Origin of the sequence: Leeia sp., from assembly GCF_041909055.1 — a bacterium.
GTDB classification, from domain to species: domain Bacteria; phylum Pseudomonadota; class Gammaproteobacteria; order Burkholderiales; family Leeiaceae; genus Leeia; species Leeia aquatica.
On record NZ_JAYREC010000008.1, the window covers coordinates 1 to 21707 of the forward strand.

At 59.8% G+C, this 21707-nt stretch carries 24 protein-coding genes; 6 read left to right on the forward strand and 18 right to left on the reverse strand.

Annotation, left to right across the window (positions count from 1 at the left end):
* From ACE3O2_RS17065 to ACE3O2_RS17080, 4 genes are all read left to right on the forward strand, one after another.
* On the forward strand, positions 1–1780 hold a 1780-nt coding region (locus tag ACE3O2_RS17065), incomplete at its 5' end, for a polymorphic toxin-type HINT domain-containing protein (RefSeq protein WP_374339574.1).
* Complete coding sequence (locus ACE3O2_RS17070) at positions 1777–2097, forward strand: hypothetical protein (RefSeq protein ID WP_374339576.1); 321 nt, start codon at positions 1777–1779, stop codon at positions 2095–2097. The genes ACE3O2_RS17065 and ACE3O2_RS17070, both read left to right, overlap by 4 nt.
* A 403-nt stretch (positions 2098–2500) precedes the next feature.
* Complete coding sequence (locus ACE3O2_RS17075; protein WP_374339713.1) at positions 2501–2776, forward strand: hemagglutinin repeat-containing protein; 276 nt, start codon at positions 2501–2503, stop codon at positions 2774–2776.
* 12 nt (positions 2777–2788) lie between these two features.
* Positions 2789–3508 carry a hypothetical protein gene (locus ACE3O2_RS17080; protein ID WP_374339578.1) on the forward strand — a complete coding sequence of 240 codons (720 nt, stop codon included), beginning with the start codon at positions 2789–2791 and terminating at the stop codon, positions 3506–3508.
* Positions 3509–3602: 94 nt separating this feature from the next.
* Here ACE3O2_RS17080 and ACE3O2_RS17085 read toward each other — a convergent pair whose 3' ends face one another.
* The 6 genes from ACE3O2_RS17085 to ACE3O2_RS17110 all read right to left on the reverse strand — a co-directional run bounded on the left by ACE3O2_RS17085 (position 3603) and on the right by ACE3O2_RS17110 (position 8265).
* Entirely contained in the window at positions 3603–4307 is a 705-nt protein-coding gene (locus ACE3O2_RS17085; RefSeq protein ID WP_374339580.1) for a glutathione S-transferase N-terminal domain-containing protein, read from the reverse strand.
* A 111-nt stretch (positions 4308–4418) separates the two neighbouring features.
* A complete protein-coding gene (locus ACE3O2_RS17090; RefSeq protein ID WP_374339582.1) occupies positions 4419–5153 on the reverse strand; it encodes a SagB/ThcOx family dehydrogenase in 735 nt (244 codons plus the stop codon).
* Between the two features lie 18 nt (positions 5154–5171).
* Positions 5172–6455 carry a YcaO-like family protein gene (locus tag ACE3O2_RS17095; RefSeq protein WP_374339584.1) on the reverse strand — a complete coding sequence of 428 codons (1284 nt, stop codon included), beginning with the start codon at positions 6453–6455 and terminating at the stop codon, positions 5172–5174.
* 19 nt (positions 6456–6474) lie between these two features.
* Entirely contained in the window at positions 6475–6765 is a 291-nt protein-coding gene (locus ACE3O2_RS17100; protein ID WP_374339586.1) for a hypothetical protein, read from the reverse strand.
* Positions 6766–7032: 267 nt separating this feature from the next.
* On the reverse strand, positions 7033–7491 hold the full coding sequence (locus tag ACE3O2_RS17105) for a hypothetical protein (protein WP_374339588.1): 459 nt from the start codon (positions 7489–7491) through the stop codon (positions 7033–7035).
* 18 nt (positions 7492–7509) lie between these two features.
* Positions 7510–8265: a TOMM precursor leader peptide-binding protein gene (locus ACE3O2_RS17110; protein WP_374339590.1), complete on the reverse strand. Its 756-nt coding sequence runs from the start codon at positions 8263–8265 to the stop codon at positions 7510–7512.
* A 152-nt stretch (positions 8266–8417) separates the two neighbouring features.
* On the opposite strand from ACE3O2_RS17110, the gene ACE3O2_RS17115 reads away from it, so the two are divergent.
* Positions 8418–9023, forward strand: a complete 606-nt coding sequence (locus ACE3O2_RS17115; protein ID WP_374339592.1) for a phosphatase PAP2 family protein — start codon at positions 8418–8420, stop codon at positions 9021–9023.
* 42 nt (positions 9024–9065) lie between these two features.
* Positions 9066–9563, forward strand: coding sequence for a hypothetical protein (locus tag ACE3O2_RS17120; protein ID WP_374339594.1), 498 nt, complete (start codon positions 9066–9068; stop codon positions 9561–9563).
* A 14-nt stretch (positions 9564–9577) separates the two neighbouring features.
* Here the strand turns inward: ACE3O2_RS17120 and ACE3O2_RS17125 are convergent, their stop codons facing one another.
* The 12 genes from ACE3O2_RS17125 to ACE3O2_RS17180 form a co-directional block, all read right to left on the reverse strand.
* A complete protein-coding gene (locus ACE3O2_RS17125; RefSeq protein WP_374339596.1) occupies positions 9578–10309 on the reverse strand; it encodes a cytochrome c biogenesis CcdA family protein in 732 nt (243 codons plus the stop codon).
* Position 10310: 1 nt separating this feature from the next.
* Positions 10311–10712: a thioredoxin family protein gene (locus tag ACE3O2_RS17130; RefSeq protein WP_374339598.1), complete on the reverse strand. Its 402-nt coding sequence runs from the start codon at positions 10710–10712 to the stop codon at positions 10311–10313.
* A 130-nt stretch (positions 10713–10842) separates the two neighbouring features.
* A complete protein-coding gene (locus ACE3O2_RS17135; RefSeq protein WP_168878115.1) occupies positions 10843–11121 on the reverse strand; it encodes a peptidylprolyl isomerase in 279 nt (92 codons plus the stop codon).
* 76 nt (positions 11122–11197) lie between these two features.
* Positions 11198–12874: a long-chain-fatty-acid--CoA ligase gene (locus tag ACE3O2_RS17140; RefSeq protein WP_374339600.1), complete on the reverse strand. Its 1677-nt coding sequence runs from the start codon at positions 12872–12874 to the stop codon at positions 11198–11200.
* Between the two features lie 189 nt (positions 12875–13063).
* Positions 13064–14116: a glycosyltransferase family 9 protein gene (locus ACE3O2_RS17145; protein ID WP_374339602.1), complete on the reverse strand. Its 1053-nt coding sequence runs from the start codon at positions 14114–14116 to the stop codon at positions 13064–13066.
* On the reverse strand, positions 14113–15309 hold the full coding sequence (locus ACE3O2_RS17150) for an O-antigen ligase family protein (RefSeq protein ID WP_374339604.1): 1197 nt from the start codon (positions 15307–15309) through the stop codon (positions 14113–14115). The genes ACE3O2_RS17145 and ACE3O2_RS17150 overlap by 4 nt, the downstream gene beginning before the upstream one ends.
* Positions 15310–15356: 47 nt before the next feature.
* The gene (locus tag ACE3O2_RS17155) at positions 15357–16490 is read right to left on the reverse strand and encodes a glycosyltransferase (protein ID WP_374339606.1); all 1134 of its coding nucleotides are present in this window, start codon (positions 16488–16490) and stop codon (positions 15357–15359) included.
* Positions 16487–17515, reverse strand: a complete 1029-nt coding sequence (locus ACE3O2_RS17160) for a glycosyltransferase (protein ID WP_374339608.1) — start codon at positions 17513–17515, stop codon at positions 16487–16489. Before ACE3O2_RS17160 ends, ACE3O2_RS17155 begins: the two co-directional genes overlap by 4 nt.
* Complete coding sequence (locus ACE3O2_RS17165) at positions 17512–18681, reverse strand: glycosyltransferase family 4 protein (protein ID WP_374339610.1); 1170 nt, start codon at positions 18679–18681, stop codon at positions 17512–17514. Before ACE3O2_RS17165 ends, ACE3O2_RS17160 begins: the two co-directional genes overlap by 4 nt.
* Complete coding sequence (locus ACE3O2_RS17170; RefSeq protein ID WP_374339612.1) at positions 18663–19793, reverse strand: glycosyltransferase family 4 protein; 1131 nt, start codon at positions 19791–19793, stop codon at positions 18663–18665. The genes ACE3O2_RS17165 and ACE3O2_RS17170 overlap by 19 nt, the downstream gene beginning before the upstream one ends.
* Before the next feature lies 1 nt (position 19794).
* Positions 19795–20610: a polysaccharide deacetylase family protein gene (locus ACE3O2_RS17175; RefSeq protein WP_374339614.1), complete on the reverse strand. Its 816-nt coding sequence runs from the start codon at positions 20608–20610 to the stop codon at positions 19795–19797.
* On the reverse strand, positions 20603–21703 hold the full coding sequence (locus ACE3O2_RS17180; RefSeq protein ID WP_374339616.1) for a glycosyltransferase family 4 protein: 1101 nt from the start codon (positions 21701–21703) through the stop codon (positions 20603–20605). Before ACE3O2_RS17180 ends, ACE3O2_RS17175 begins: the two co-directional genes overlap by 8 nt.
* Between the last annotated feature and the right edge of the window lie 4 nt (positions 21704–21707).

Genomic DNA, 21707 nt, shown 5'->3' on the forward strand with positions numbered 1-21707 from the left:
ACAAAACCCCGAACGCATCGCCCAGCTCCAGCAAACCCTGGACAACAACGCCAAATGGCAACCGGGTGGCAACGGCCAACTGCTCCTCACCGCCGTCAGCGGCGCCTTCAGCAGCAACGTCACCGGCAGCGGTGGCGACCTGCTACGCGGAGCCACCATCAACTACCTGCAAGGGCTGGGCGCACGCGAAGTCAAACAGATCGCCGACCAGCTCGACTCCGAAGTCGCCCGCACCGCCCTGCACGGCCTGCTCGCCTGCGCAGGAGCCGCCGCACAAAACCAGAGCTGCGGCAGCGCCGCACTAGGTGCCAGCAGCTCGGTCGTCATCAACAACCTGCTCGACAGCCTCAGCGGCAAAGACAGCAGCACGCTGACGGCAGAGCAGAAGAAGGCACGGGAAGACGTGGTGAGCAACCTGATCGGAGGCATCACGCAGGCGGCAGGAGGCGACGCTGCGATTGCCACGCTGGCCAGTCGGCTGGAGATGGAGAATAACTATCTCAGCCCAAGCCAGCAGGAGAAGTTCGCGGAAGAGGTAAAGAGGAATTGTCGCCCAGCTTCCAATCCAAATTGTGCGCCTGTTCTTCAGAAATGGAAGGCTCTGTCTTATAAACAAGGTGGACTAGAAACCAAGGAGTCCCAAGAACTTTGGGAGCAGTATGTCCTTGGAATGTATGAGAAGGAATTAGTACCTGCATGCCATAATGATGCAGCTTGCCTGAAATACCTTGATGGTCGGAGAATATTTGACACCCTTGCCTATGCCAATGACGCAGAGGGATTTGGGGCAAGCATTAAGTCTGGCAAGATTGCCATCAATTATGCAAAAGCAACATGGAGCATTAAAAACCCGAGTACAAGATCACTCGCAATGGAGGCATTTTCTGACGTCATGACGTTGGCCGATGTTGGCGCATTGGTCAAACTTCCGAAGTTAACAAGGTCGACTGAAGCCGCTGGTCATGCCAACCCTGGTGGTAAAGTAGAGAATCCGGCCCCCGAACACATGCCAGAAGTTAGCTTTTGTACTGGTGGTGCTTGCTTTGTTGCCGGTACCGTCATCCACACCGATCAAGGGCCCAAAGCGGTAGAAACCTTCCAGACCGGTGAAATGGTCTGGTCACGCAGCGAGGTGACAGCAGAGTACGGCTGGCGCCCGGTCATCAACACCAAGGCCACGCCTGATCAGCCGATTTATGAAGTCGTGGTCCGGCATATCGACACCGACCAGCACGAAACCCTGCACACCACCTCAGAGCACCCGTTCTGGGTGCTTGGGACCGGCTGGCGTAAAGCCGCCCTGCTGGAAGCTGGCATGCCGCTGATCAACCACGCCGGTGAAGTAATGGAAGTGGTCAGCCAGCACCTGACTGATCGCGTGGAGATGGTATACAACATCGAAGTGGAAGACTTCCATACCTACCACGTGGGCGAGCTGGGTGTGTGGGTGCATAATGCGGATTGTTGTGTAGTTGACATAATTAGCACAGTGAAAAATGACCCTATGCTACTTAAGGTAGCTAGAAATTTATCTGCTCAGGAAAGCAGAGGCATTAACTTCTTAATGGAGGCTATAAGAAAAGGAAACTTTAATCCGGGTGCAGGAACAAAGCAGTTTGGCAAATTGCTGGAATTTAGGCATCCCGATGGTGGGCGTATTTATGCTTTCAGAAATGAGATTGGCCAACTGGAAATTGTTGGTTACTCAGGAAAGAACAAAGCCGAACAACAAAAAGTCATTGATAGAGTTCAGGAAATAATAAGAAAGAGATTTGAATGATATTTGATTTTAGTGAATTTTCTTTGGAGTTCTCTGAGCCACACTACATGGAAATGGAGTTGAATGGCTGCAGTGATATCGATTTAAATATAATTTGTAAGGAAGGTAGATTTTATGCTTGGTTCTTCTCTATTGATAGCATAATGGAGATGCTTAACAGTGCTGACTATGGCAGGAATTATTTCCGTTGTGCTGGATTAATTGTTGTTCATCGTGTCGAATTAAATATTATTATTCGTACGATAAAAAACATTTATCAAGATAGCAAGGGGAATTTGAGCAAATTCTTTCCAGAGATAATCAATGGAAATAATTAATATGTCAGCAAATAGTTGACCATGACAACTGCAAAATATTTAACGATATAATATGAAAATAACATTCGCTGATTTTGATATCATCATGAACGATCATGATTTTGTTGCAATGAAAGAACGGGAGGGGAGGATACTTGATTTTTTCGTGGTACATAATGGCATAAAATTCAGAGTAACGGCCTGTTTGGCGGACGAGATAAAAAATCGCCTGATTAGTCCGCATCATGGAAGAAATTTCTTTTTGGTTCCCGGCATAGTTATCTTGAAGTCTATGAATCTAAGTGATATTTCTGCTGCCCTTTTTGAGATATTCAATGAAAGCGGCTTTATAAATACTTTTCCAGTGGAAGAATAGAACCTCAGCAAGCAGCTCACCCTCAAAGCCGGACAAGACACCAACCTGATTGGTGCCCAGGCCAAAGGCCAGCGCATCGTCAGCCAGACCGGCGGCAACCTCACCATCACCAGCCTGCAAGACAGCAGCGACTACCACAGCCAGAACAGCAGCAGCAGCTTTGGTGTCAGCCTGTGCATTCCGCCCATCTGCGCCGGGGCTTCCAGTGTCAGCGCCAGTACCAGTCGCAGCAAGCTCAACAGCACCTGGCAGAGTGTCACCCAGCAAAGTGGCCTGTTGGCCGGAGATGGCGGCTTCGACGTGCAGGTCGGCCAGCACACCTAGCTCAATGGCGCGGTGATTGCCAGTACCGATGCTGCCGTACGCCAGCAACGTAACCAGCTCAGTACTGCCACACTGAGTGTCACCAACCTGCACAACCACGCCGAATACAGTGGCAGCCAGAGCAGCTTTGGCATCAGCTACAGCGGCGAAGCCCACGACAAGCAAGGCAACCCGGTCGACCGCGAAGGCAAGCCGCTGCAAGACCCCAATGCTCCGGGTTACCAGAGTGGCTGGAACGGCTTCAACGCCGCCCCGCCCATGGTCATGAACGCCAAGGGCCAGGCAGAGAGCACCACCTACGGTGGCATCAGCAGCGCCCGTGTCACCATCCGTGACAACAGCGCCCAGCAAGCCCGCACCGGCCAGGACGGCCTCACCACACTGGCCACCCTCAATACCAACGTCAGCAGCGAACGAGACGGCAGCAACCGCCTCGGCACCATCCTCAACGAACAACAGATCAACGCCAACTACAACATCGTCAGCGCCTTTGGTCAGGAAGTCAGCACCTTCCTCAGCAACCGCGCCAAAGAAAGCGCCGAGGCCCAGAAAGCCCTGGACGAAGAACGCCGTAAAGACCCGCAACAACAAAACCCCGAACGCATCGCCCAGCTCCAGCAAACCCTGGACAACAACGCCAAATGGCAACCGGGTGGCAACGGCCAACTGCTCCTCACCGCCGTCAGCGGCGCCTTCAGCAGCAACGTCACCGGCTCAGCACCGCCACACTGAGTGTCACCAACCTGCACAACCACGCCGAATACAGCGGGCTTTAGCCTTGCTCAAGTCTGTCTTGGCTTACAGCACATCCTCCGTTAGACAGGCCCTAGGTCCGTGCCGGGATGGTCAGCCCACGCTGTACCGCGGGGCGGTTGCGGAAGGTGTCCAGTGTGCGCAGGAGGTGGGGGAATTGGTCGATGTGGACCAGCTCGCCTGCGCCGTAGAAGCCAATGAGGTTGTTCACCCAGGGGAAGATGGCGATGTCGGCGATGGTGTAGTCTTCGCCCATGATCCAGCTGCGGTTTTGCAGGCGTTCGTCCAGCACCTTGAGCAAGCGGCGGGATTCTGCCACATAGCGGTCGCGCGGGCGCTTGTCTTCGTAGTCTTTGCCAGCAAATTTGTGAAAGAAGCCGAGCTGGCCAAACATCGGGCCGATGCCGCCCATCTGGAACATCAGCCATTGGGTGGTGTGGTAGCGGGCGGCGGCGTCCTGCGGCAGGAGCTGGCCGGTTTTGTCGGCCAGATAAAGCAGGATGGCGCCGGACTCGAACAGGGCCAGCGGTTGGCCGCCGGGACCGTTCGGGTCGAGGATGGCGGGGATTTTGTTGTTCGGGTTGAGTGACAGGAATTCCGGCGAGAGCTGGTCGTTGCTGTCGAAGCTGACCAGGTGCGGCTCGTAGGGCAGCCCGGTCTCCTCCAGCATGATGGAGACTTTGACACCATTGGGGGTGGGCAAGGAGTACAGTTGCAACCGATCCGGGTGCTGTGCGGGCCATTTCTGGGTGACGGGGAAATCATTCAGTGTGCTCATCGGGGTTCCTGAAGGCGAAAGCAAAGGGACTATCTGCGTGATGGGGGTCAGACCACAGCATACGCGGATAGTGTGCTCATGCAAGGGCCGATCCGGACGGTTGCCGAAGAGCTACAGAGGGTGGCCGCAGGCATAGCACAGTACCGCCTGATGCTGCCGGGCGGACAGGTTCAGCAGCTGCAGCACAGAGTCGTCCATAAAGGCACCAATCGGTACGCCGCCCAGCTTTTGTGACGCGGCTTCCATGTCCAGCGCCAGCATGTGGGCGCCGGCTTCCAGCAGCATGAAGCGCCCGCCGCGCTCTCCGTATTTGGCAGTCAGGCTGTCGCTACGGGCGATCAGGAAGAACATCACCGCTGGGGGCTGTGCCCAGTCCACCCCGATAATGCAGGCAAGCTGCGCCCAGTCCGGTGCTGCACCGAGTGGCACCAGCCCGTGCTGCTCGGGGTCGTACCAGGCCAGCTGCCCCGTATGCGAGGCTGCCAGTGTGACGTTCAACAGCGCCACATAAAGCTGTAGCGGGTATTTGCCACCGCCGGAGGGCAAGGCATGGCGGCCATCCGGCCCGACCCGAAACGGCCGCAGCAGGCTGGACAGTTGCTGCGCACTCAGGGGTTTGTCCTTGAAATGGCGCTGGCTGCGCCGACGTGACCAGACCGATTCCAGACGGGAGGCGGCCTTGGGTAGCAGCAGGCTACCCTGCACATGGATGGGGCGGTATGGGCGGTAGGCTTGGGCCGCGTCAATGGCGATACGTTCACGCAGCACCAGCGCCCGGCTTGGGGTCAGGCTGCTGTTATCCCAGAACAGGCGGAACAGGGGTGCGGAATCGGGAGTATCGGTCATGGCAGGGGTAGCTACCGTTCAGCCCAAGGGGTGGGGCAAGGGGTTGGGAAAGGCGGTGTGGCTCACCTCACCGGGATAGCGCCAGGCCACATCACGGCAGCGACCGCCCAGAAACGGGGCGCGCTCGTCTGCATGCAGCCCGGACAGCTGCGGCGCCAGTACCCGCATCACCCGAATACCTGTCGCCGCCACATCCGGGGGGGTCAGCTCGCGGTAGTACAGATCAATTCCCGCCACCGCCAGCTGAACTCGTAACTGCTGCAGCACCGATACCGTGGACAATGGAGGCGGCGTATCCCTCTCGGAGGGGACACTCACCGGTCTCCGGTGCCGCACCAGCGCCGTACGCGGCCACAGCTCAGGACGCAAGGTGTAGAAGGCCGCGTGCTGGTCAAAGCGGCGCAGGGCGTGCGGCTCCGGCAGCGGTGCCTTACCGTGCTGGCGCTGCATGTGGGCGGCAAAGGTCAGCCCCTGCGCCCACTCCAGCCAGGCCTTGTCCAGCGCTCCCTGCCGCGTATGGCGGCAGGCAATGCCAAAGGCGTAACGCAGGCGGCCCTGTATCGGCCAGCCGCCCGCGACGGCAATCACCGGGTGCGGGTTCCAGGCTTGGGTCAGGTCATACGCAGCGACATCGGCACCCAGCTGTTCTGCCTGTGCCTGCAGCGACTCCGGCAGGGGAATTTGTCTGCCCCCCAGGCCATTGAGCCAGGTGCAGGTGAGGGCATCACGCTCCAGCACTTCCTGCGTAGCCCGCAGCAACCCCAGCCATGGCCCTTCTGCGGCATCAGAACAGGCGGCCAGGCCACTGGAGGTGGAAGGCAGGCGCGCCTGCCCTTGTCGCGGCCCGAGACCCACCCACTCCTGTGGTACCCATACCGTCTGGTTATCGGCAAGGTCATACACGCTGCAAAACAGGTCATCCGTGCTGCGCGGCAGCGGCCAGGGGAAGCCGGGCTGCTGCCGCTGCGCTTCGCTATAGGGTGCAAAGGCGCTTTCATCCAGCACGCGGTCACTCACGCCCAGTGACGCACGGGTTCGCACCGGCAAACGTACCAGCGCGGCGGCATGGCGTTCCAGTGCCTCGGCAATGGCAGCGGTCATGGCCGTTTGCGCGTTGTAGCCCACTGCGCCGGAGATGGTTTGCCATGGGTTCTGTGGCTCTTCCGGCACGGCAGCGTTGTACACGCCCGGCCAGTCGCTGGCGTGTGGTTCCAGCAGATGGCAAAAGGGTAACAAGCCAGTATGCGGGTGAACGCAGCGCTGCAGCAGATGGCGAGAAAGCGGGGTGGGTGCGGGAATCATCAACACGTGCAGGCGGGTATCACTCGACCGACCAGAGCCAGAGTTCTGCACACCCAGCCGCAAACAAGATAGCGGCCCAAACAAAGGCCATCAGCATGCCTTTGAGTACGCTGCGTTTATGTGTGGCATACACACAGGCAAACAGGGCAATCCAGCCCCCCAGAGACAGCAGGACCGAAGGCAGCCCTTGTTTCAGCCATAGCGCAATACCCAGCAGTACGGGTAAAGCAAGGAAGCCCAGCAGCCCCAACCCCACCTTGTGGGCCACGGAGGCTTTGGGGCTGTCTGACTCAAGTGCGGCATCCTGCACCCGCCCCCCTTGAGTCAGGCGGACAAAATGAACGGTGGTCGCAATGCAGCCTGCGCCTGCTGTGACAAGAGTACAAGTACAGGTGGTTGTGGTACATCCGCCACTTGCCGCAGAAAGGGTGTTGTCGCGGGCCTGGCGGTGAAAAGGGCTGGGTAATCGGTACATTGTCAGGATTCCGCCAAGGTTAGGCGCGCCACGGTGTGCTTCTCGTAGAGGACGCACCAAGCATGTCATGTTGTGTTGCCAAAGAGGTCACCACGACCATCGCTAATGAATCCAGATGCTGATCTCCACCGCACCCACTGCGGCCATGATCAGCAAACTGACGATGGCCACCACCACGCCTTTTTGTGTCCGGCGCTTGTTGGCATCGTAAACCAGCGCAAACAGACCGATCCAGCCGCCCACTGCCAGTACCAGACCCAACACCGGATTGCGTTCACCCAATGCCACGGCCACCAGTGCCACCAGCGGCAAGGCAAAGAAACCCAGTATCGCCAGCCCGACCTTATTCCCGGATGGCTGGGCTGCGGCCGTGGGTTCCGCCCCCCCTTCCGAGGCAGCCGGGGCTTGCGCCAGCCCGGCGAAGTGTACCGAGGTGGCAATGCAGGTTACCCCGGCAGTCACCAGCGTGCAGCAGCAGGTGGTGGTGGTCGAGCCGCCCCCCGCTGCAGAGAGGGCATTGTCGCGAGCCTGGTGATGAAAGGGGCTGGGTAATCGGTACATGGGTTTATTCCCGGTTTTTCAAGGTATCCACGGCAAAGGCAAGGCCGCGGCCAGTGGCGCAGCCACCTCGCCATGACACACCGGGCACCACGGCAGACGGTACACCGTGGAGCGCTGGGTCTGCAGGGTGGTGAGGTCCATGCTTACACTTTGTTCCATCCACTGCGCCCAACCTGCCTGACGCCGCAAGGGTGCAAGGATCAAGGCGGCCAGCAAGGCCCAGTGCTGCTGCACCTGCGGTGAGGCTGGCAAAGGAACATCGCCCCAGCGATGGGCCACCCGGTTGGACAGGCAATGAATACAGGCGGTTTCCCCTGGCACCACATAGGGCCCGATCACCAGGGTGTGATGATAGGCAATATCCACCCACAAATGTGGCTGTTGCAATGCCAATGCAGGGTAGCGGGTCACGCAGTCCATCCAGCTGGCGTTGCTGCGGATCAGCAGTACGGTATCGGCCTGATCCGGTTCCGCCACCCATTGCAGCCCACTGTCGCCATCACGCTGCAAAGCCGCCATCAGAGGCTCACAAGCTTCCCCCATCCAGCATAACGCCACCCGCTGCGGGCGCTGCACGGCACGTGGGGAGACAATGGCTCCCACCCGGCGCAACTGACGTAGCGCGGCCTGACAGGCGGCTTGATCCTGCAGGGTGTGTAGTGTGTTCTGTTGCCAGGCATCAGCAATCTGGCGCGCAACCGAAGCAGGCGTGGCTTCATCCACCGCGTACACTTCGTCGGCACCGCCGGAGAGGAACAGCATGTCGTCCTGCATGAAGACGGTCCAGCCCGGGTGAGGCTGCCAACCATCCTGTGTGGCTAAATCTGGTGCATCCGCGGGCAAGGGCATATTATCCTGTGCGTGACTTTACAGCCATTTACCCACACGCTACCTGAGCCCACCCCGAGATGCAACATCACAATGACATGAAACTGGTGATGCGTGCCTGGCTACACATGCTGCTGCTGGGTGGCTTGTTCTTTGTCGGCTATCCGCTGACCAACCAGTGGGCCTCACATCAGCAAGCGGCGGTGCTGACCACCTCGCTGGACCGGCTGATCCCGTTCTGGGGCTGGATGATCTTCCCCTATCTGAGCATCAACCTGCTCTACCCGTGCAGCTTCTTCCTGCACCGTGACCAACCCAGCCTGCAACGCTTCAGTCTGCAGCTGCTGCTGGTACAAGGTGCAAGTCTGCTGGTGTTCTGGCTCTACCCCACCACCCATGCCCTGCCCCGTCCCAGCACGACAGGATTTGCGGGGCTGCTGCTGGCCCAGCTACAGCAGTTTGACCGCCCCTACAATATGCTGCCCTCACTGCATGTCGCGGTACTGGTGGTGCTGTGGCACCATCCGCTGCGCCATCAGTTACCGTGGGGTGGACGGCTGGTCTGGCACACCGTGGCCCTGCTGATTCTGAGCTCTACCCTGCTGACCCGGCAGCATCAGCTGCTGGATGTGTTGGCGGGATTGGCGGTGGGTGGCCTGGGTTTGGCGCTGTTTCCCTACCGGCCTCCTGTCCGGGGTGAATAGACTGGTGTAGCATCGCCTCTCTCGACCCGGATAAGGCCTCAGATGCTCTTCCCCGACCGCTTTTCCACCCCGCGCACCGGACAGGAAGGCCCTTATCAGTTCCGGCTGCTGTGCCCTGCCGATGTGACGGCAGACCATAAAGCGGTGATGGCGGCAGCCGAGCGCATTCGCGGGGTCTTCGGCCCGGACAATCACTGGCCACCCGCCACCCTGACCGAAGCGGATAATCTGGCGGACCTGCAACGCCATGAACAGGACAGCCTGAACCGGCTGAACTTTGCCTACAGCATCTGGCAGGATGAGCACTACGCCGGTTGCACGTATATCAAGCCGTTCAAGAGTCGCCTTGAAATAGATGCGCGGCGAGGACGCTTCCGCGAGCTGTGTTATCTGTGGGTCAGCAATGACTTTATGGCTCAGGACGCGGCCATCTACCAGCACACCCGGCACTGGATAAACCAGCATTTCCCACTTCGCCAGCCCGTCTGGCCGGGTCGGGAATGGGATTGGGCGCAGTGGGCTGCACTGGCCTCCGCCTGACCCAGGAAGACCATTCAAAAGCGGGTGGTCAGGCTCACCCATTGGTCCGGCATCAGCCCAACCAACAAGGCCTCTACACGCTTGTCCCAACCCAGCAAGATGGCGACACCCAGCAGCATCAACAGTAGACCAAAGCCCTGCTGCAGGCGGTAGGCATGTTTGAGTACGCGCTCCCTGACCCGCAGGAAGGCAGCGCGCGAGGCGTAAGCGGCCAGCACCAGCGGAATCGCCGCGCCAAGGCCAAAGGCCGCCAGCGTCACGGTGCCTTGCAGCGCGTGGCCTTCAGTGGCGACCAGGGTCAGCGCTGAAATCAGCAGCGGGCCGGAACAGGGGCTCCAGACCAGGCCCAGTACCGCACCCAGACCAAAAGCCCCGGCCAGCGAGGCCGTATCCAGGCGCGCGGACCACCGGTTTGCGCCATTGGCCACGGGGCTGATCCAGCGGCTGAAACCGTCGCGCAAACCCGGCAATAGCAACACCAGCCCCAGCAGCAACAGTATCCCGCCACCGAATTGGCGCAGGCGGGCATCATTCAACCCCAGCAAGGGCCCGGCTGTACCCAGCAGTAGCCCGAGTACGGCAAACGCGGTCACCATGCCCAACCCCATCACCAGCGGGCCAGCGCGATGCCGTTGCAGACTGCCGCCCGCTACCAGGGGCAGCAGCGGGAATACACAGGGGCTGAGGGTGGACAGCCCGCCTGCCAGTATGGCCAGCAGCCATGGCCCCATACTCTGCCACACCATCTCAGCGTGCCACGGCGGTGAGCAGTGCGGCTTTCAACGGCGCCACCTCGGTATAACCGCCCTGGCGCGCTGTTTCCTGCTTGCCCCGGAACACCACCAGCGTGGATTGCGCCCGAATCTGCATACGTTGCTTCAACGCTGCTTCGGTGTCGTAGTTTGCCACCAGCAAGGTCACGTCCTTGAGCTGGGCATCCTGCTTCATGGCCTGGAAGGACAGCGACTGCGCACGACAGGTCGGGCACCAGTCGGCATGGAAATGGACCGCCACCGGCTTGCCTTCAGCCTGCAACGTTTGCAGTGCAGCGGCACTGTAGGGTTTGATCTCCAGCGCATGGGCCATCTGGCTCATCAGCCACAGCGGCAATGTCAGCAGCACAGCAGTCAGGGAAGGGATTCGAAACATGGGTGCAGCTCCTGAAAACAGAGGGATATTGACCCTTGGTCGGCGTCCACGCCCATTTCTTGCACGGCGGCCATCCGCGTCAATAAAAAAAGGCACCCGCAGGTGCCTTTTTGACTAATCACTCAACCGCTTAGCTGCGGCTGGTGACTTCCAGCAGGTGGTAACCGAACTGGGTCTTGACCGGACCTTGCACGGTACCGACATCGGCGCTGAACACCACGCGGTCGAATTCCGGCACCATCATGCCCGGGCCAAAACGGCCCAGATCGCCGCCCTGACGGCCGGACGGGCAGCTGGAGTGCTGGCGGGCCAGCTCGGCGAAATCAGCGCCGCCTTCAATCTGGGCCTTGAGCTCCAGACATTGGGCTTCGCTGTTGACCAGGATGTGGCGTGCGGTGGCTTGAGGCATGCTGTACTCCAGAAACAATCAAAAAAAGTAATTATACCTGTTGCCACGGCCCTGTGCTGACACCGCCGCCGGGCGGTCAGCCCGCCTTTTTCATCTGCTCACGCAATTCTCGGCGCAGGATCTTGCCGACATTGGTTTTCGGCAGCTCGGTGAGGAAGCGGACCCGCTTGGGAATCTTGTAGCCGGTGAGGTATTTGTGAGCGAACTTGAGCACCTCGGCTTCATCCAGATTCGGGTCTTTCTTGACGATGCAGACCATCACCACTTCGCCGGAGTGTTCATCCTGCGCCCCGATCGCGGCCACCTCCAGAATGCCGGGATGCTGCGCCAGCACGTCTTCGATCTCGTTCGGGTAGACATTGAAACCGGAGACCAGAATCATGTCTTTCTTGCGGTCCACAATCTTCAGGAAGCCATCCGGCGTCATCACCGCCACATCGCCGGTCGCCACATAGCCCCGTTCATCCAGCACCTTGGCGGTTTCTTCCGGTCGATTCCAGTAGCCGCGCATCACTTGGGGCCCCTTGATACACAGTTCACCCGGGGTGTCGAAACCCACCGGCTGGCCATTGTCATCGCGCAATTCAACGTCGGTAGACGGGATCGGCACACCGATATAGCCATTGTATTCCGCCAGATTCAGCGGGTTGATCACCGCGGCGGGCGAGGTTTCGGTCAACCCATACGCTTCGATCAGCGAGCAGCCCGTCACCGCTTTCCAGCGCTCGGCAACGGCGCGCTGGGTGGCCATGCCACCGCCCAGCGTGATTTTGAGCTTGCTGAAATCCACCTCCTTGAACTCAGGCCGATTGAGCAAGCCGTTGAACAGGGTGTTGACGCCAGACATGGCGGTGAACTTGTGCTTTTTCAGCTCCTTGATGAAGCCCGGCATGTCGCGCGGATTGGTAATCAGCACATTGCAACCGCCCAGTTTGCAGAAGGTCAGGCAATTGGCGGTCAAGGAGAAGATATGGTACAGCGGCAGGGCGGTAATGATGATTTCACCGTCCGGGTTGGCAAACGGCGCCAGCCAGGCACTGGCCTGCTGCAGGTTGGCCACGATATTGCCGTGGGTCAGCACCGCGCCTTTGGAGACGCCGGTGGTACCGCCGGTATACTGCAGGTAGGCAATGTCTTCATGGCCCAATTCGGCCGGGCGGTAGGGCTTGCGCGCGCCCAGCTTGAGCGCATCGCGGAAATCCACCTTGTTATGGATGTGCCACTCCGGCACCAGCTTCTTGATGTGGCGTACCACAAAATTAACCAGCCAGGACTTGGGGGCCGGCAGCATATCGCCCAGTGCGGTGACAATCACGTGCTTGACGGGGGTGGTCTTGATCACCGTCTGCAAGGTCTTGCAGAAATTTTCCACAATGACGATGGTGTGGGCACCCGAGTCGTTCAGCTGATGCTCCAGCTCGCGCGGGGTATACAGGGGGTTGACGTTGACCACCGTCAGGCCAGCACGCAGGATGCCGTACATGGCAATCGGGTATTGCAGCACATTGGGCATCATCACCGCAACGCGATCGCCCTTTTGCAGGCCCAGCCCGTTCTGCAGGTAGGAGGCAAAGCGGGCGGAGAGCTCGTCCAGCTCCGCATAGCTCAGACTTTTGCCCATATTGTGAAACGCGGGGCGACTGCTGTACTTCTTGACCGACTGCTCAAACAGGTCAGCCAGCGAGCTGAACTCGCTCATGTCAATTTCAGCGGGAATGCCCGCCGGATAATGCTGCAGCCAGACTTTTTCCACGAGTGCTCTCCGTCTTCTCTTTGAGGCGGTGCAGACCTGTACCGGTCGCTACCACACGTTATCCTGTACACACCCCACTGTTGCACGCCAGTTCATTATGGGAGCAGACCCCTTTGGCGACAAGCATGCACCAGCATTGTGCTTGGCTGCACTGTAATGGAAAAGCCGTTTCGTGAAAAGACGTTCACATCACAACATCGAACCCCTTTTGATCTCAGGCAGGAGTTCGATGAAGGCCGCCAGCGCCTCATCTGCCGCAATATCCTTCACGTCGCGCGATGGCTTTTGCAGCAAGCGGTAAGGCACACCCCACGGCCGCCAGACCGTGGCATCCGAATTGCCAAAGAAGCACACGATTGGCTTTCCCAGCCCCGCCCCGACATGCATGGCCCCGCCATCACTGCAGATCATGGCATCACACACCGACAAACCACCAATCAACTCGGACAAGGCCTCGGTGGGATAGGCCAGCACCGGCAGATCCGTCACCGCCGCCATGATCTCCGCCGCCTTGCGGTCATCCCCCGGATGGTGCGGATTGTGCTCATCGCCCGGCGACCAGAACAACATAAAACGCGCCTGATGGCGCGCATGCAAACCGCGCATCAATTCAATAAACTGAACTGCCGGCCAGCGCTGTGGCGGCTTGCGCGACGAGATGTGGATCGCCAGGGTCAATGGCGCAGGCGGCAGGGTGGCGAGGCGGGATTGGACCAGATTCACCATAGCGGGCTCAGCACGCATGCCGGCCACTGGCGGCACCGCTTGCTCAATGTTCAGCAGTCCGAGCAGACGAAACAGGTTTTCCACTTCGTGCATGGGCTGCGCTGGCCGGATCGTCACAGAACGATCCACCCACTTACCCAGCCCTTCCTTGCCGTTGGCAAAACCAATGATCTCACGGGGTTTGACCCAGCGTGCCAGACGCAAGGCGCGGGGCATCAGGCCGCCATTCGCCATGATCACATAATCGTAATGCCGACGACGTAACGTCCAGAGCAGGCGCAGGCGTCGCCAATATACGCCGACGACCGTTTCCCCCGCCGAGCGATGCTTGGCCTTGGTATAGGCATACACATGGTCCAAGTCCGGATGCTGCGCGACCACCGGCTGGTTATAGCTATTGACCAGCGCATCAATCCTGCCCTTGGGGTAATGCTGCCGTAGCGCACGAATCAAGGGCAAGGTGCAGACCAGATCACCTATATTATCTCGGCGAATGACCAGTATGGATGGCTTCATGCTTGCGGTTGCCGCTGTTGATGGCGGGCCAGCGCGGCCGCCAGACCACCCATGACACCCAGCATGATCAGGTTGAGCGTCTCCAGACATCCCAGGGCTACGAAATAGCCCAGTACGGTGGCGCACGTTGCCGCCGCCAGTGCCTTGATGGCGGGCTCCGTCGCCGCTTTTGCCACTCGCCAGGTAGTCCGTACCATGGCGAACAGGCACCCCAGGTACAGTGACAGGCCAATGATCCCGGTATGCAGCCAGACCGCCAGATAGGTGTTGTGGGGGTCATTGAATTGCGCGCCCCAAAACTTGCCTGTACCAACAAACAGGTTCTGGTGCTGTGGCAATAGCGTCTGCAGCCAGGCATTCACCGCTTTGTGCCCCCAACCGCCGAAACCCCACCATGGGTGGAACTGGATCATGTCCCAGGCAGGGGCCCAAGTACCGGTGGTGCGATAACTGGTATCCAGACCCGACCCCAGCTTGTACATCAGGTAATCACCCTTGTAGTAGATAAATGCCAACAGCAGTGGAATCAGCAGCACCAGCATGCGAGCTACGTGCTTCCAGGCCTTGAGCAAGTGGGCCAGCACCAGCCCGCTGACCCCGAATGCCAGCCAGCCGCCCCGAAAGCCGGTCACGGCCAGCATCACGGCCACCAGCACGATGCCTGGCAAAGTGACCCACTGCCAGCGTTTGGGCAGCAGGATGGTCGCCGCCATCAGGAACGGAACCATCAACAGTTCACGCAAGCCATAGTGCCGATAAAACGTCGGGATCGCGAGCAACTCATGCGTCTTCAGATAATCCCCCCAGATGTGGCCCAGCTGGTCGCGCAGCACCACAAACACACCCAGCGCAATGCCAAACAGAACATAACGGGCGTCCTGTGGCTTGCGCTCCAGTGACAGCATGAACAAGGGCGCGGCAAGCATGCTCATCAGACAGCCATCGGTGAATACCCCCCAGCTGAGACCACGCCAGGGCTCAGGCGTCAGCACAAGTCGTAACAGCACGAATCCCAAGAAAGCCATCAGGGTCAGAATCGGAACGGTTAGCAATGCTTTGCCCTGCCGCCGCAAGCACCACAGCGCCCAGGCTGTAGCCAGCACGCCCAGCAGCAGTGACAAGTACTTCAATGCGGAAGTATGGTGCTTGTACACGGCAAAGCCATACACACTGGCCAGTATCGTCAGACCCATCGCCCATTTGCTGGACAAGGGTGACGATTGTTCGGATCTGGTTTCAATTACCCCATGCATGTCATGGCTCTCTTCCGGTAAATGTCTTCAAGCTGCTGCACAATAACAGACCAATCATATTGCAAGCTGTACCGCTGTGCGGTTTGCCCCAGCTGGCTTCCCACTTGATGCAGATGCACTGCGCGTGCCAGTACAGTTTTCCACTGCTCCAGGCTGGTGGCATCATCCACCAGCAAGCCCGTCTGACCATCCAGGACAAATTCAGGCAAACCCCCACGTCGCGAGGCGACCACCAGACAGCCTGATGCCATCGCTTCCAGCGCCACCATGCCGAAGGCTTCAAAAGTGGACGGAACGGCCACAATATCCGCCTCACCGTAAATGGCCGGCATGTGCTCAGGCGCAGCGGCGGGCAACAAGGTAACCTTGTCTGATAACATCTTGATCAATTGCTGCACGGCCATGCCATACGCTACCCGCTCATTCGCCGGATCGCCATGGCTGAACTCCCCTACCAGCGTCAGGTGCATATCCGGAAATGGCCCCAGCAGCTGCTGGAATGCTTCCAGCAAGAGCCGCGGGCCTTTTTCCGGGGACATCCGCCCGGCATACAACAGCTTCACCGGCTGCGGACTTGGGGTTGCATGCCGAGCCTGGGCGCGCGTCTGGTGACGCTCGCAATCCACCCCATTGGCGATCACCGTGATATCCCGTTCGGGCTGACGCTGTCTGAACAACGTTGCCATGTACTGGCTAACCACCAGAAGTGGCGTATCGTCCTTCAGGGGCTTGTCATTATGCATGTGCAGCAGATAACAGCGGCTGGGGTCCTTGTCCAGTTGACGTAGCCGCTGGCACAACGCCGGGTTGTTATGCACGTGCACAATACGCGCATCCAGTTGCCGAATCAGGCGCGCAGCGCGATGCGCATAAGACCAGGGGTCGAGACGGGTGATCTTCTGGAACAGCCGCTTGTAGAGCCGCCCAAAGTGAAAACGGTGCACCGCAACACCATCAACCTGCTCATAGGGCAATTCATCGGGCTTGCCCAGTGCAATCAGATGCGGCTCAAACTGCTGCATCCGCTTGGCGGTCTGCAACATCCACCACTCGACCGCCGCACCATTACGCGGGGGGATCGACTGGATCGGCGAGGTAATCATGACAATGCGCGGCTTCATGCCGGAATGGCCTCCAGTACCCCCCGGGCCCAGCGCGCGCCATCCGGCAAGGCGGATACCGCCTGTTGACCGCACGTTGCCACTTCACGGGCAAACTCCGGATGCTGTAGCGCATGCAGCACCACGCCACGCAGTTCATCAGGTGTCGCAAAAGTCAGCACGGCTTGCCCCGGTGACAGCAAACGTGACAATTGCTGGCTGGCATCACTCACCAGCAAGGTGCCGCAGGCGGGTACATCAATGGCGCGCAAATTCACGGCTTCCGTTTCATGCGGTGCCCACTGGTTGATGTTCACCACCAGTTTTGCACCCGCATAATGCTTCAGCGCTTCCGCATCCTCGACCCACTCCGCCCGGATATGTGCACGCAATCTGGATCCCAACGGCAAGCGTGATTTCCAGTTCGGGCCAATCAGGGTCAACGGCAAATCTGCGATCGCTTCCAGATACTGCTCACGACGCTGGCTCCAGCACCCCAGAAATAGAATCTCGGTGGCTATCGGGTCCGCTTTGGCCGCTTCATAACGTGCTTCGTTATAGGTGTACGGTGCCAGGAAATGGCTTTGTCCTGTTTCGTCCGGATGAATGGAGAAGTAGGCATCAAACTGGTGGCGTTCAGACTGCAGCGCCTGCTGCAACCAGCGGGGATTCTTGACCCACCATGCCGCCACACGGGTCTGCTTGCGGATGGACTGGATCGTGGAAGCCAAGTAGGGCTCACCACGCACCACCATCAACAGCTCGGGTTGAAACTGCGCACAATCCGCCAGCAGGCGTTGGCTGCGCTGCTGCAATATCTGCTGTTCGCTCCAGCGGGATAGCCACGCTTTCAGCCCCACCCATTTGAGAAAGCTCTTGGCCGTCTTCAGAAGCAAGCGATAACCCTTGCCTTGGGATACATCCGAGTCACTGTAGGCCACCGTGCAGCCCGATGCGGTGAGCCCTTCACCCAGCGCCAGCGCCAAGGGGCGAGTGGCCCCTGAAAACCCGTATGCAATCAAAACACGCTGAGGCAGGAATGTCATGCGCTGACCACCGACTTCATGAACCGAATGATGCCTTCGGCACGGCACGACCAGGCATAGTGCTGCGCGGATTCGGCAGCTGCCTTGCCCAATGCTGGCCACTGCTCCGGCTGAGACAACAATGCCTGAATGGCGGTGGGCAAGTGTGCCTCATCCGTGTACAGGTAACCGTTCTCACCGTGGGTGATCACCTCACGGATGGCCGGAACGTCCCGCACCAGCACCGGCTTACCCATCGCCATGTACTCGAACAGTTTGAGCGGTGAGGTATACCGGCTGCCAATGCTGGTTGCAGAGAGTGGCAAAACGCAAATATCCGCCTGCGCAATCAAGGTAAACCGCTCTCGTGGGGGGACAAAGCCCAGCCAGCGAATCCGGTGGCTGATCCCGAGTTGTGCAGCACGTTGCTGCAAGGCCGCCAGCCGTTCGGCACCACCACCGGCCACCCAGAGCTCTGCAGACGCCACCTGGGTCATGGCCTCGACCAGCGCATCCACCCCTTTCCAGGGGTGCAGGCTGCCCAGATACAGCAGGACTGGCAGCGGGCGATCTCCTTGCTCGCGCGGCGCCACCTGCCGGGCCAGGGTCAAATCCACCCCATCCGGCGCCACCCAAGCCGGGGTTTCCAGCGCATATTCGGCCCGGATGTCATCCAGTAAAGTCTGAGTGATGGTGATCAGACCCTTGACCTCACGATACACCTTGCCTTCGCGCGCGCGCAGCGCCAGCAGCTTGCGGTGCTGGGCACGGGCGGCTTCCGGCAGCTGCTCGGCCAGAGTCTGGGCAAACAACTCATGGGTCTCAAAGAAAATTGGCAGGCGAGACGAAAAAGCACGCAACAACACTTCAGCCAGCTTCAGGTTTCGCACATAGACCGCATCCACCGGGTGCTGGCGCAGCCAGCGCACCGCCTGCCAGTAAAACGGACGATGACTGGCAAAGGGGAAAAACCAGCGCTTGCGGTAATCCGGCAAGGGATGCAATTGCACCTGGGGGGGTAACGCTCGACCGAGCAGTGAGGCGACGGTATGCCCATTTCGGGCTTGCGGCGTCACCAGATCGACCTGCACCCCTGCCAGCCCCAATGCCTCCACCGTCTGCAGGATCTGCAAGGTAGAGGGCAAGGTATCCGGTACCGCTTGCGGGTTCAGGTAGGCGATACGCACGCGCCCTCCAGACCGTTCAATAGCCGACGCGCCGAAGCTTCCCAGGTGTAGCGTTGCTGGATGCGCTGACGCGCAGCCTGCCCCATGACTTGACGCAAGGGGGTATCCACCACCAGACGACGCATGGCAGCGGCACACTCCGCTACATTGCCACTTTCAAACAGATAACCGGTGTGCTCCTCATTACCCACCACCTCGGGAATGCCGCCGTTATAGCTGGCCACAACCGGCAGGCCGCAACTCATGGCTTCTGCAATGGTAATGCCAAAGGCCTCGTCGCCCACGCTGGGGAAAATCCCGGCGTCGCTGGAGGCGTACCACCTTGGCAGGTCGGCATGCGCTACCGCACCCGGGAACAGTACCTGCTGGGCCACTCCCAAGGCGGCAGCCTGTGCCACCAGCTTTGGCTGCGCTTCGCCCTTGCCAATGATCAACAGACGAACGGGCAAGCCTTTCAGCGCCTCGTGGGCCAGTGCGGCAATCGCCAGATGGAGGCCTTTCCACCCAACCAGACGGCCCGCAAAGGCAAATACCACTTCATCCTGCCGCACACCCCATTGCTGGCGTAGTGCGCCATCCCGCACACCCGGCGCAAAACGATCCACATCGACGCCATTGAACATCACGCGCGGGAACTGCCGGTAATGCTGATACAGCTGCCAGGCGTTGAAATGGCTGCAGGCAAACCAGGCATCCACTTTCTGCGCCAGCCAGCGATCACCCTTGAAGAAATCGGTACCGCCGCTCATGAAGGCAAAGCGTGTTCGCCCCCCCTTGGGCACCATGCGGGGCCAGACAAAGTCAAACGGTTTGGTCAGGATCACCCAGTCAAAGTCGCCGGCAGCCACCGCCGCCCGAGCCTGCCGGGCAAAGCTGACGCGCTCGGCCAGCTTGCGAAAGCGGGTGCCGAATTTCGGGAAACGCTCACGCGGGGTATAGGGAAAACGGTGCACTGCAATGGATGCATCCAGCCCGGGCAACACCGCCCCCTCGCCGCCAAAGACAGCGACCTCATGCCCCAGCCGGGTCAAGGCACGGGCCAGTTCCCAGACCGCCGTCTGAATCCCGCCATAATTCACGGTGACCGTGACATCGATAAACGCAATCTTCATCTCAATCGCCCCGCATGCGGGTATACCAGTGCCCCAGCACAGGCTGGCTGAACAACCACAAGCGGTTGGCAAACCAGAAACCAGTCCGGTCCTTGACCACCACACGACCGATCTGCAGAGGGTCACCATGCCGCTGCACCACCCGCTTTTCTGTGGTGTACAGGGCGCGATACCCCGCCTGCAGGGCCAGTTGCTGGTAGTCCGGCTCATAGTAGCCCTGCGGCCAGCACAGGTGCACACTGTCCACGCCCAATCGCTGCTGCAGCGTGCTGCGAGACGCAGACAACTCGTGAGCCATATGCTGCAAGCGCTGTTCCGGATCGGTCTTGTCCCAGCGGGTATGACTATGGGTATGACTGTGGAACTGGAATACACCACTCTCCTGCATCCGCTGCACTTCAGCCCAACGCAGCATCACCTGATCGGCCTCACCACTGGCCATGGCCTGTTTGCAGCGGCGATGGTCCGGACATTCTGGCGCACCTGGCTGACCCGCATACGGACGGCATGCTCCCTCGCCCATCAAGCCGGTGATCAGAAATACGGTAGCCCGCAGACCCAGCCGTTGCAATACCGGGTAAGCATGCACATAGTTGTCCAGATAACCATCGTCAAACGTGATCAGTACACTGCGTGTCGGCAGGGTGATCTCACCGCCCTGCCATTGCAGCAACTGGTCGGGCGTGATCGTGTTCCAGCCTCGCTCTGCCAGATAGTGCATCTGTGCCGCAAAGGTCTCGGGTAAGACCGTCACCAGCCCAGGATTAGGCGAGACATGGTGGTACATCAACACCGGAATGGCGCGGGCCTCAGCCATGCTGCCCTCCTCGCTGCTGCAGCAACCGCTGGTACACCGCCAGCATGCCGCGGGCCATGTGCTCGACCCCGCATTCCTGCATCACGCGCGCGCGACCGCGTTCACCCATCTGCCGCGCCCGCTCCAGGTCACTGCCCATCTCGATCATCGCCGCCGCCAGTTCGTCTGGCGACTGTACCGGCACCAGCAGGCCACTTTGCCCTTCGAGCAGGGTTTCACTGACCCCACCGGTCCGGGTGCCAATCACCGGCACCCCCATGGCCTGGGCTTCCAGATAGGCCGTACCCAACGCTTCGTCGTGGGTCGGCAGGACAAACGCCGTCAGGGTTTGCAGAATCTGTGGCACATCCTTGCGCAGGCCCAGCATGTGCACGCGAGCCTGTAGACCCATGTCCATGATTTTTTGCTGCAGCTTGCCCTGTTGCGGCCCATCACCCGCCAGCACGAAGTGTGCATCGGGCAAACGCTGCAACACTTGAGGGATAGCAGCCAGCAAGTCCTGATGGCCCTTGCGCACCCGCAGAATCGCTACCGTACCAAACAGTGGCGCATCCAGCGGGATCTTCAGTTCGTCACGCAAGCTGTACGGCAAAGGGGCCGGCTGGAAACGCTGCAGGTCCACCCCGGTCCGTACAGTCGTCACCCGCTCTGCAGGCACGCCTGCTGTCATCAGGTACTGCCGCACCGCTTCGCTGACAGCAACCACATGGTGCGGCAAGCCGGTATAGGTGGAACGCGAGGTGATCGGCATGATCAAATGCCGGGTTCGCACCAGCGCCGGCGTGCGCCACATCAGGCGGGCGGCCAGACCGGCCACGATGGTATCCCGACTGCTGTGGGTGTTGACAACATCGACGGCAAACTGGCGATACAGCTTTTGCAGACGCGGGATGGCGCGCAAGTCGAGGCCCCGGCCCAAGGCCACCGCCTCAGCCCGAATGCCCTGCTCAGCTGCACGTGCCAGCAGTCGTGCACCTGGCGGTGCAATCAACATCACCTGATGCCCCAACTGCTGCAACTGCAAAGCTTCCTGCAGGGTCCGGTTTTCCTGCCCGCCCCAACCCGTCGAGCTCTCGGTATGTATCACGCGCATGCGT

Bases quoted from the DNA above. Each gene is read 5' to 3' on its own strand.
- ACE3O2_RS17070 (WP_374339576.1), top strand. From the start codon at position 1,777: ATGATATTTGATTTTAGTGAATTTTCTTTGGAGTTCTCTGAGCCACAC.
- ACE3O2_RS17085 (WP_374339580.1), bottom strand. From the start codon at position 4,307: ATGAGCACACTGAATGATTTCCCCGTCACCCAGAAATGGCCCGCACAG.
- ACE3O2_RS17090 (WP_374339582.1), bottom strand. From the start codon at position 5,153: ATGACCGATACTCCCGATTCCGCACCCCTGTTCCGCCTGTTCTGGGAT.
- ACE3O2_RS17095 (WP_374339584.1), bottom strand. From the start codon at position 6,455: ATGATTCCCGCACCCACCCCGCTTTCTCGCCATCTGCTGCAGCGCTGC.
- ACE3O2_RS17105 (WP_374339588.1), bottom strand. From the start codon at position 7,491: ATGTACCGATTACCCAGCCCCTTTCATCACCAGGCTCGCGACAATGCC.
- ACE3O2_RS17110 (WP_374339590.1), bottom strand. From the start codon at position 8,265: ATGCAGGACGACATGCTGTTCCTCTCCGGCGGTGCCGACGAAGTGTAC.
- ACE3O2_RS17115 (WP_374339592.1), top strand. From the start codon at position 8,418: ATGAAACTGGTGATGCGTGCCTGGCTACACATGCTGCTGCTGGGTGGC.
- ACE3O2_RS17120 (WP_374339594.1), top strand. From the start codon at position 9,066: ATGCTCTTCCCCGACCGCTTTTCCACCCCGCGCACCGGACAGGAAGGC.
- ACE3O2_RS17125 (WP_374339596.1), bottom strand. From the start codon at position 10,309: ATGGTGTGGCAGAGTATGGGGCCATGGCTGCTGGCCATACTGGCAGGC.
- ACE3O2_RS17130 (WP_374339598.1), bottom strand. From the start codon at position 10,712: ATGTTTCGAATCCCTTCCCTGACTGCTGTGCTGCTGACATTGCCGCTG.
- ACE3O2_RS17135 (WP_168878115.1), bottom strand. From the start codon at position 11,121: ATGCCTCAAGCCACCGCACGCCACATCCTGGTCAACAGCGAAGCCCAA.
- ACE3O2_RS17145 (WP_374339602.1), bottom strand. From the start codon at position 14,116: ATGAAGCCATCCATACTGGTCATTCGCCGAGATAATATAGGTGATCTG.
- ACE3O2_RS17150 (WP_374339604.1), bottom strand. From the start codon at position 15,309: ATGGGTCTGACGATACTGGCCAGTGTGTATGGCTTTGCCGTGTACAAG.
- ACE3O2_RS17155 (WP_374339606.1), bottom strand. From the start codon at position 16,490: ATGAAGCCGCGCATTGTCATGATTACCTCGCCGATCCAGTCGATCCCC.
- ACE3O2_RS17160 (WP_374339608.1), bottom strand. From the start codon at position 17,515: ATGACATTCCTGCCTCAGCGTGTTTTGATTGCATACGGGTTTTCAGGG.
- ACE3O2_RS17170 (WP_374339612.1), bottom strand. From the start codon at position 19,793: ATGAAGATTGCGTTTATCGATGTCACGGTCACCGTGAATTATGGCGGG.
- ACE3O2_RS17175 (WP_374339614.1), bottom strand. From the start codon at position 20,610: ATGGCTGAGGCCCGCGCCATTCCGGTGTTGATGTACCACCATGTCTCG.
- ACE3O2_RS17180 (WP_374339616.1), bottom strand. From the start codon at position 21,703: ATGCGCGTGATACATACCGAGAGCTCGACGGGTTGGGGCGGGCAGGAA.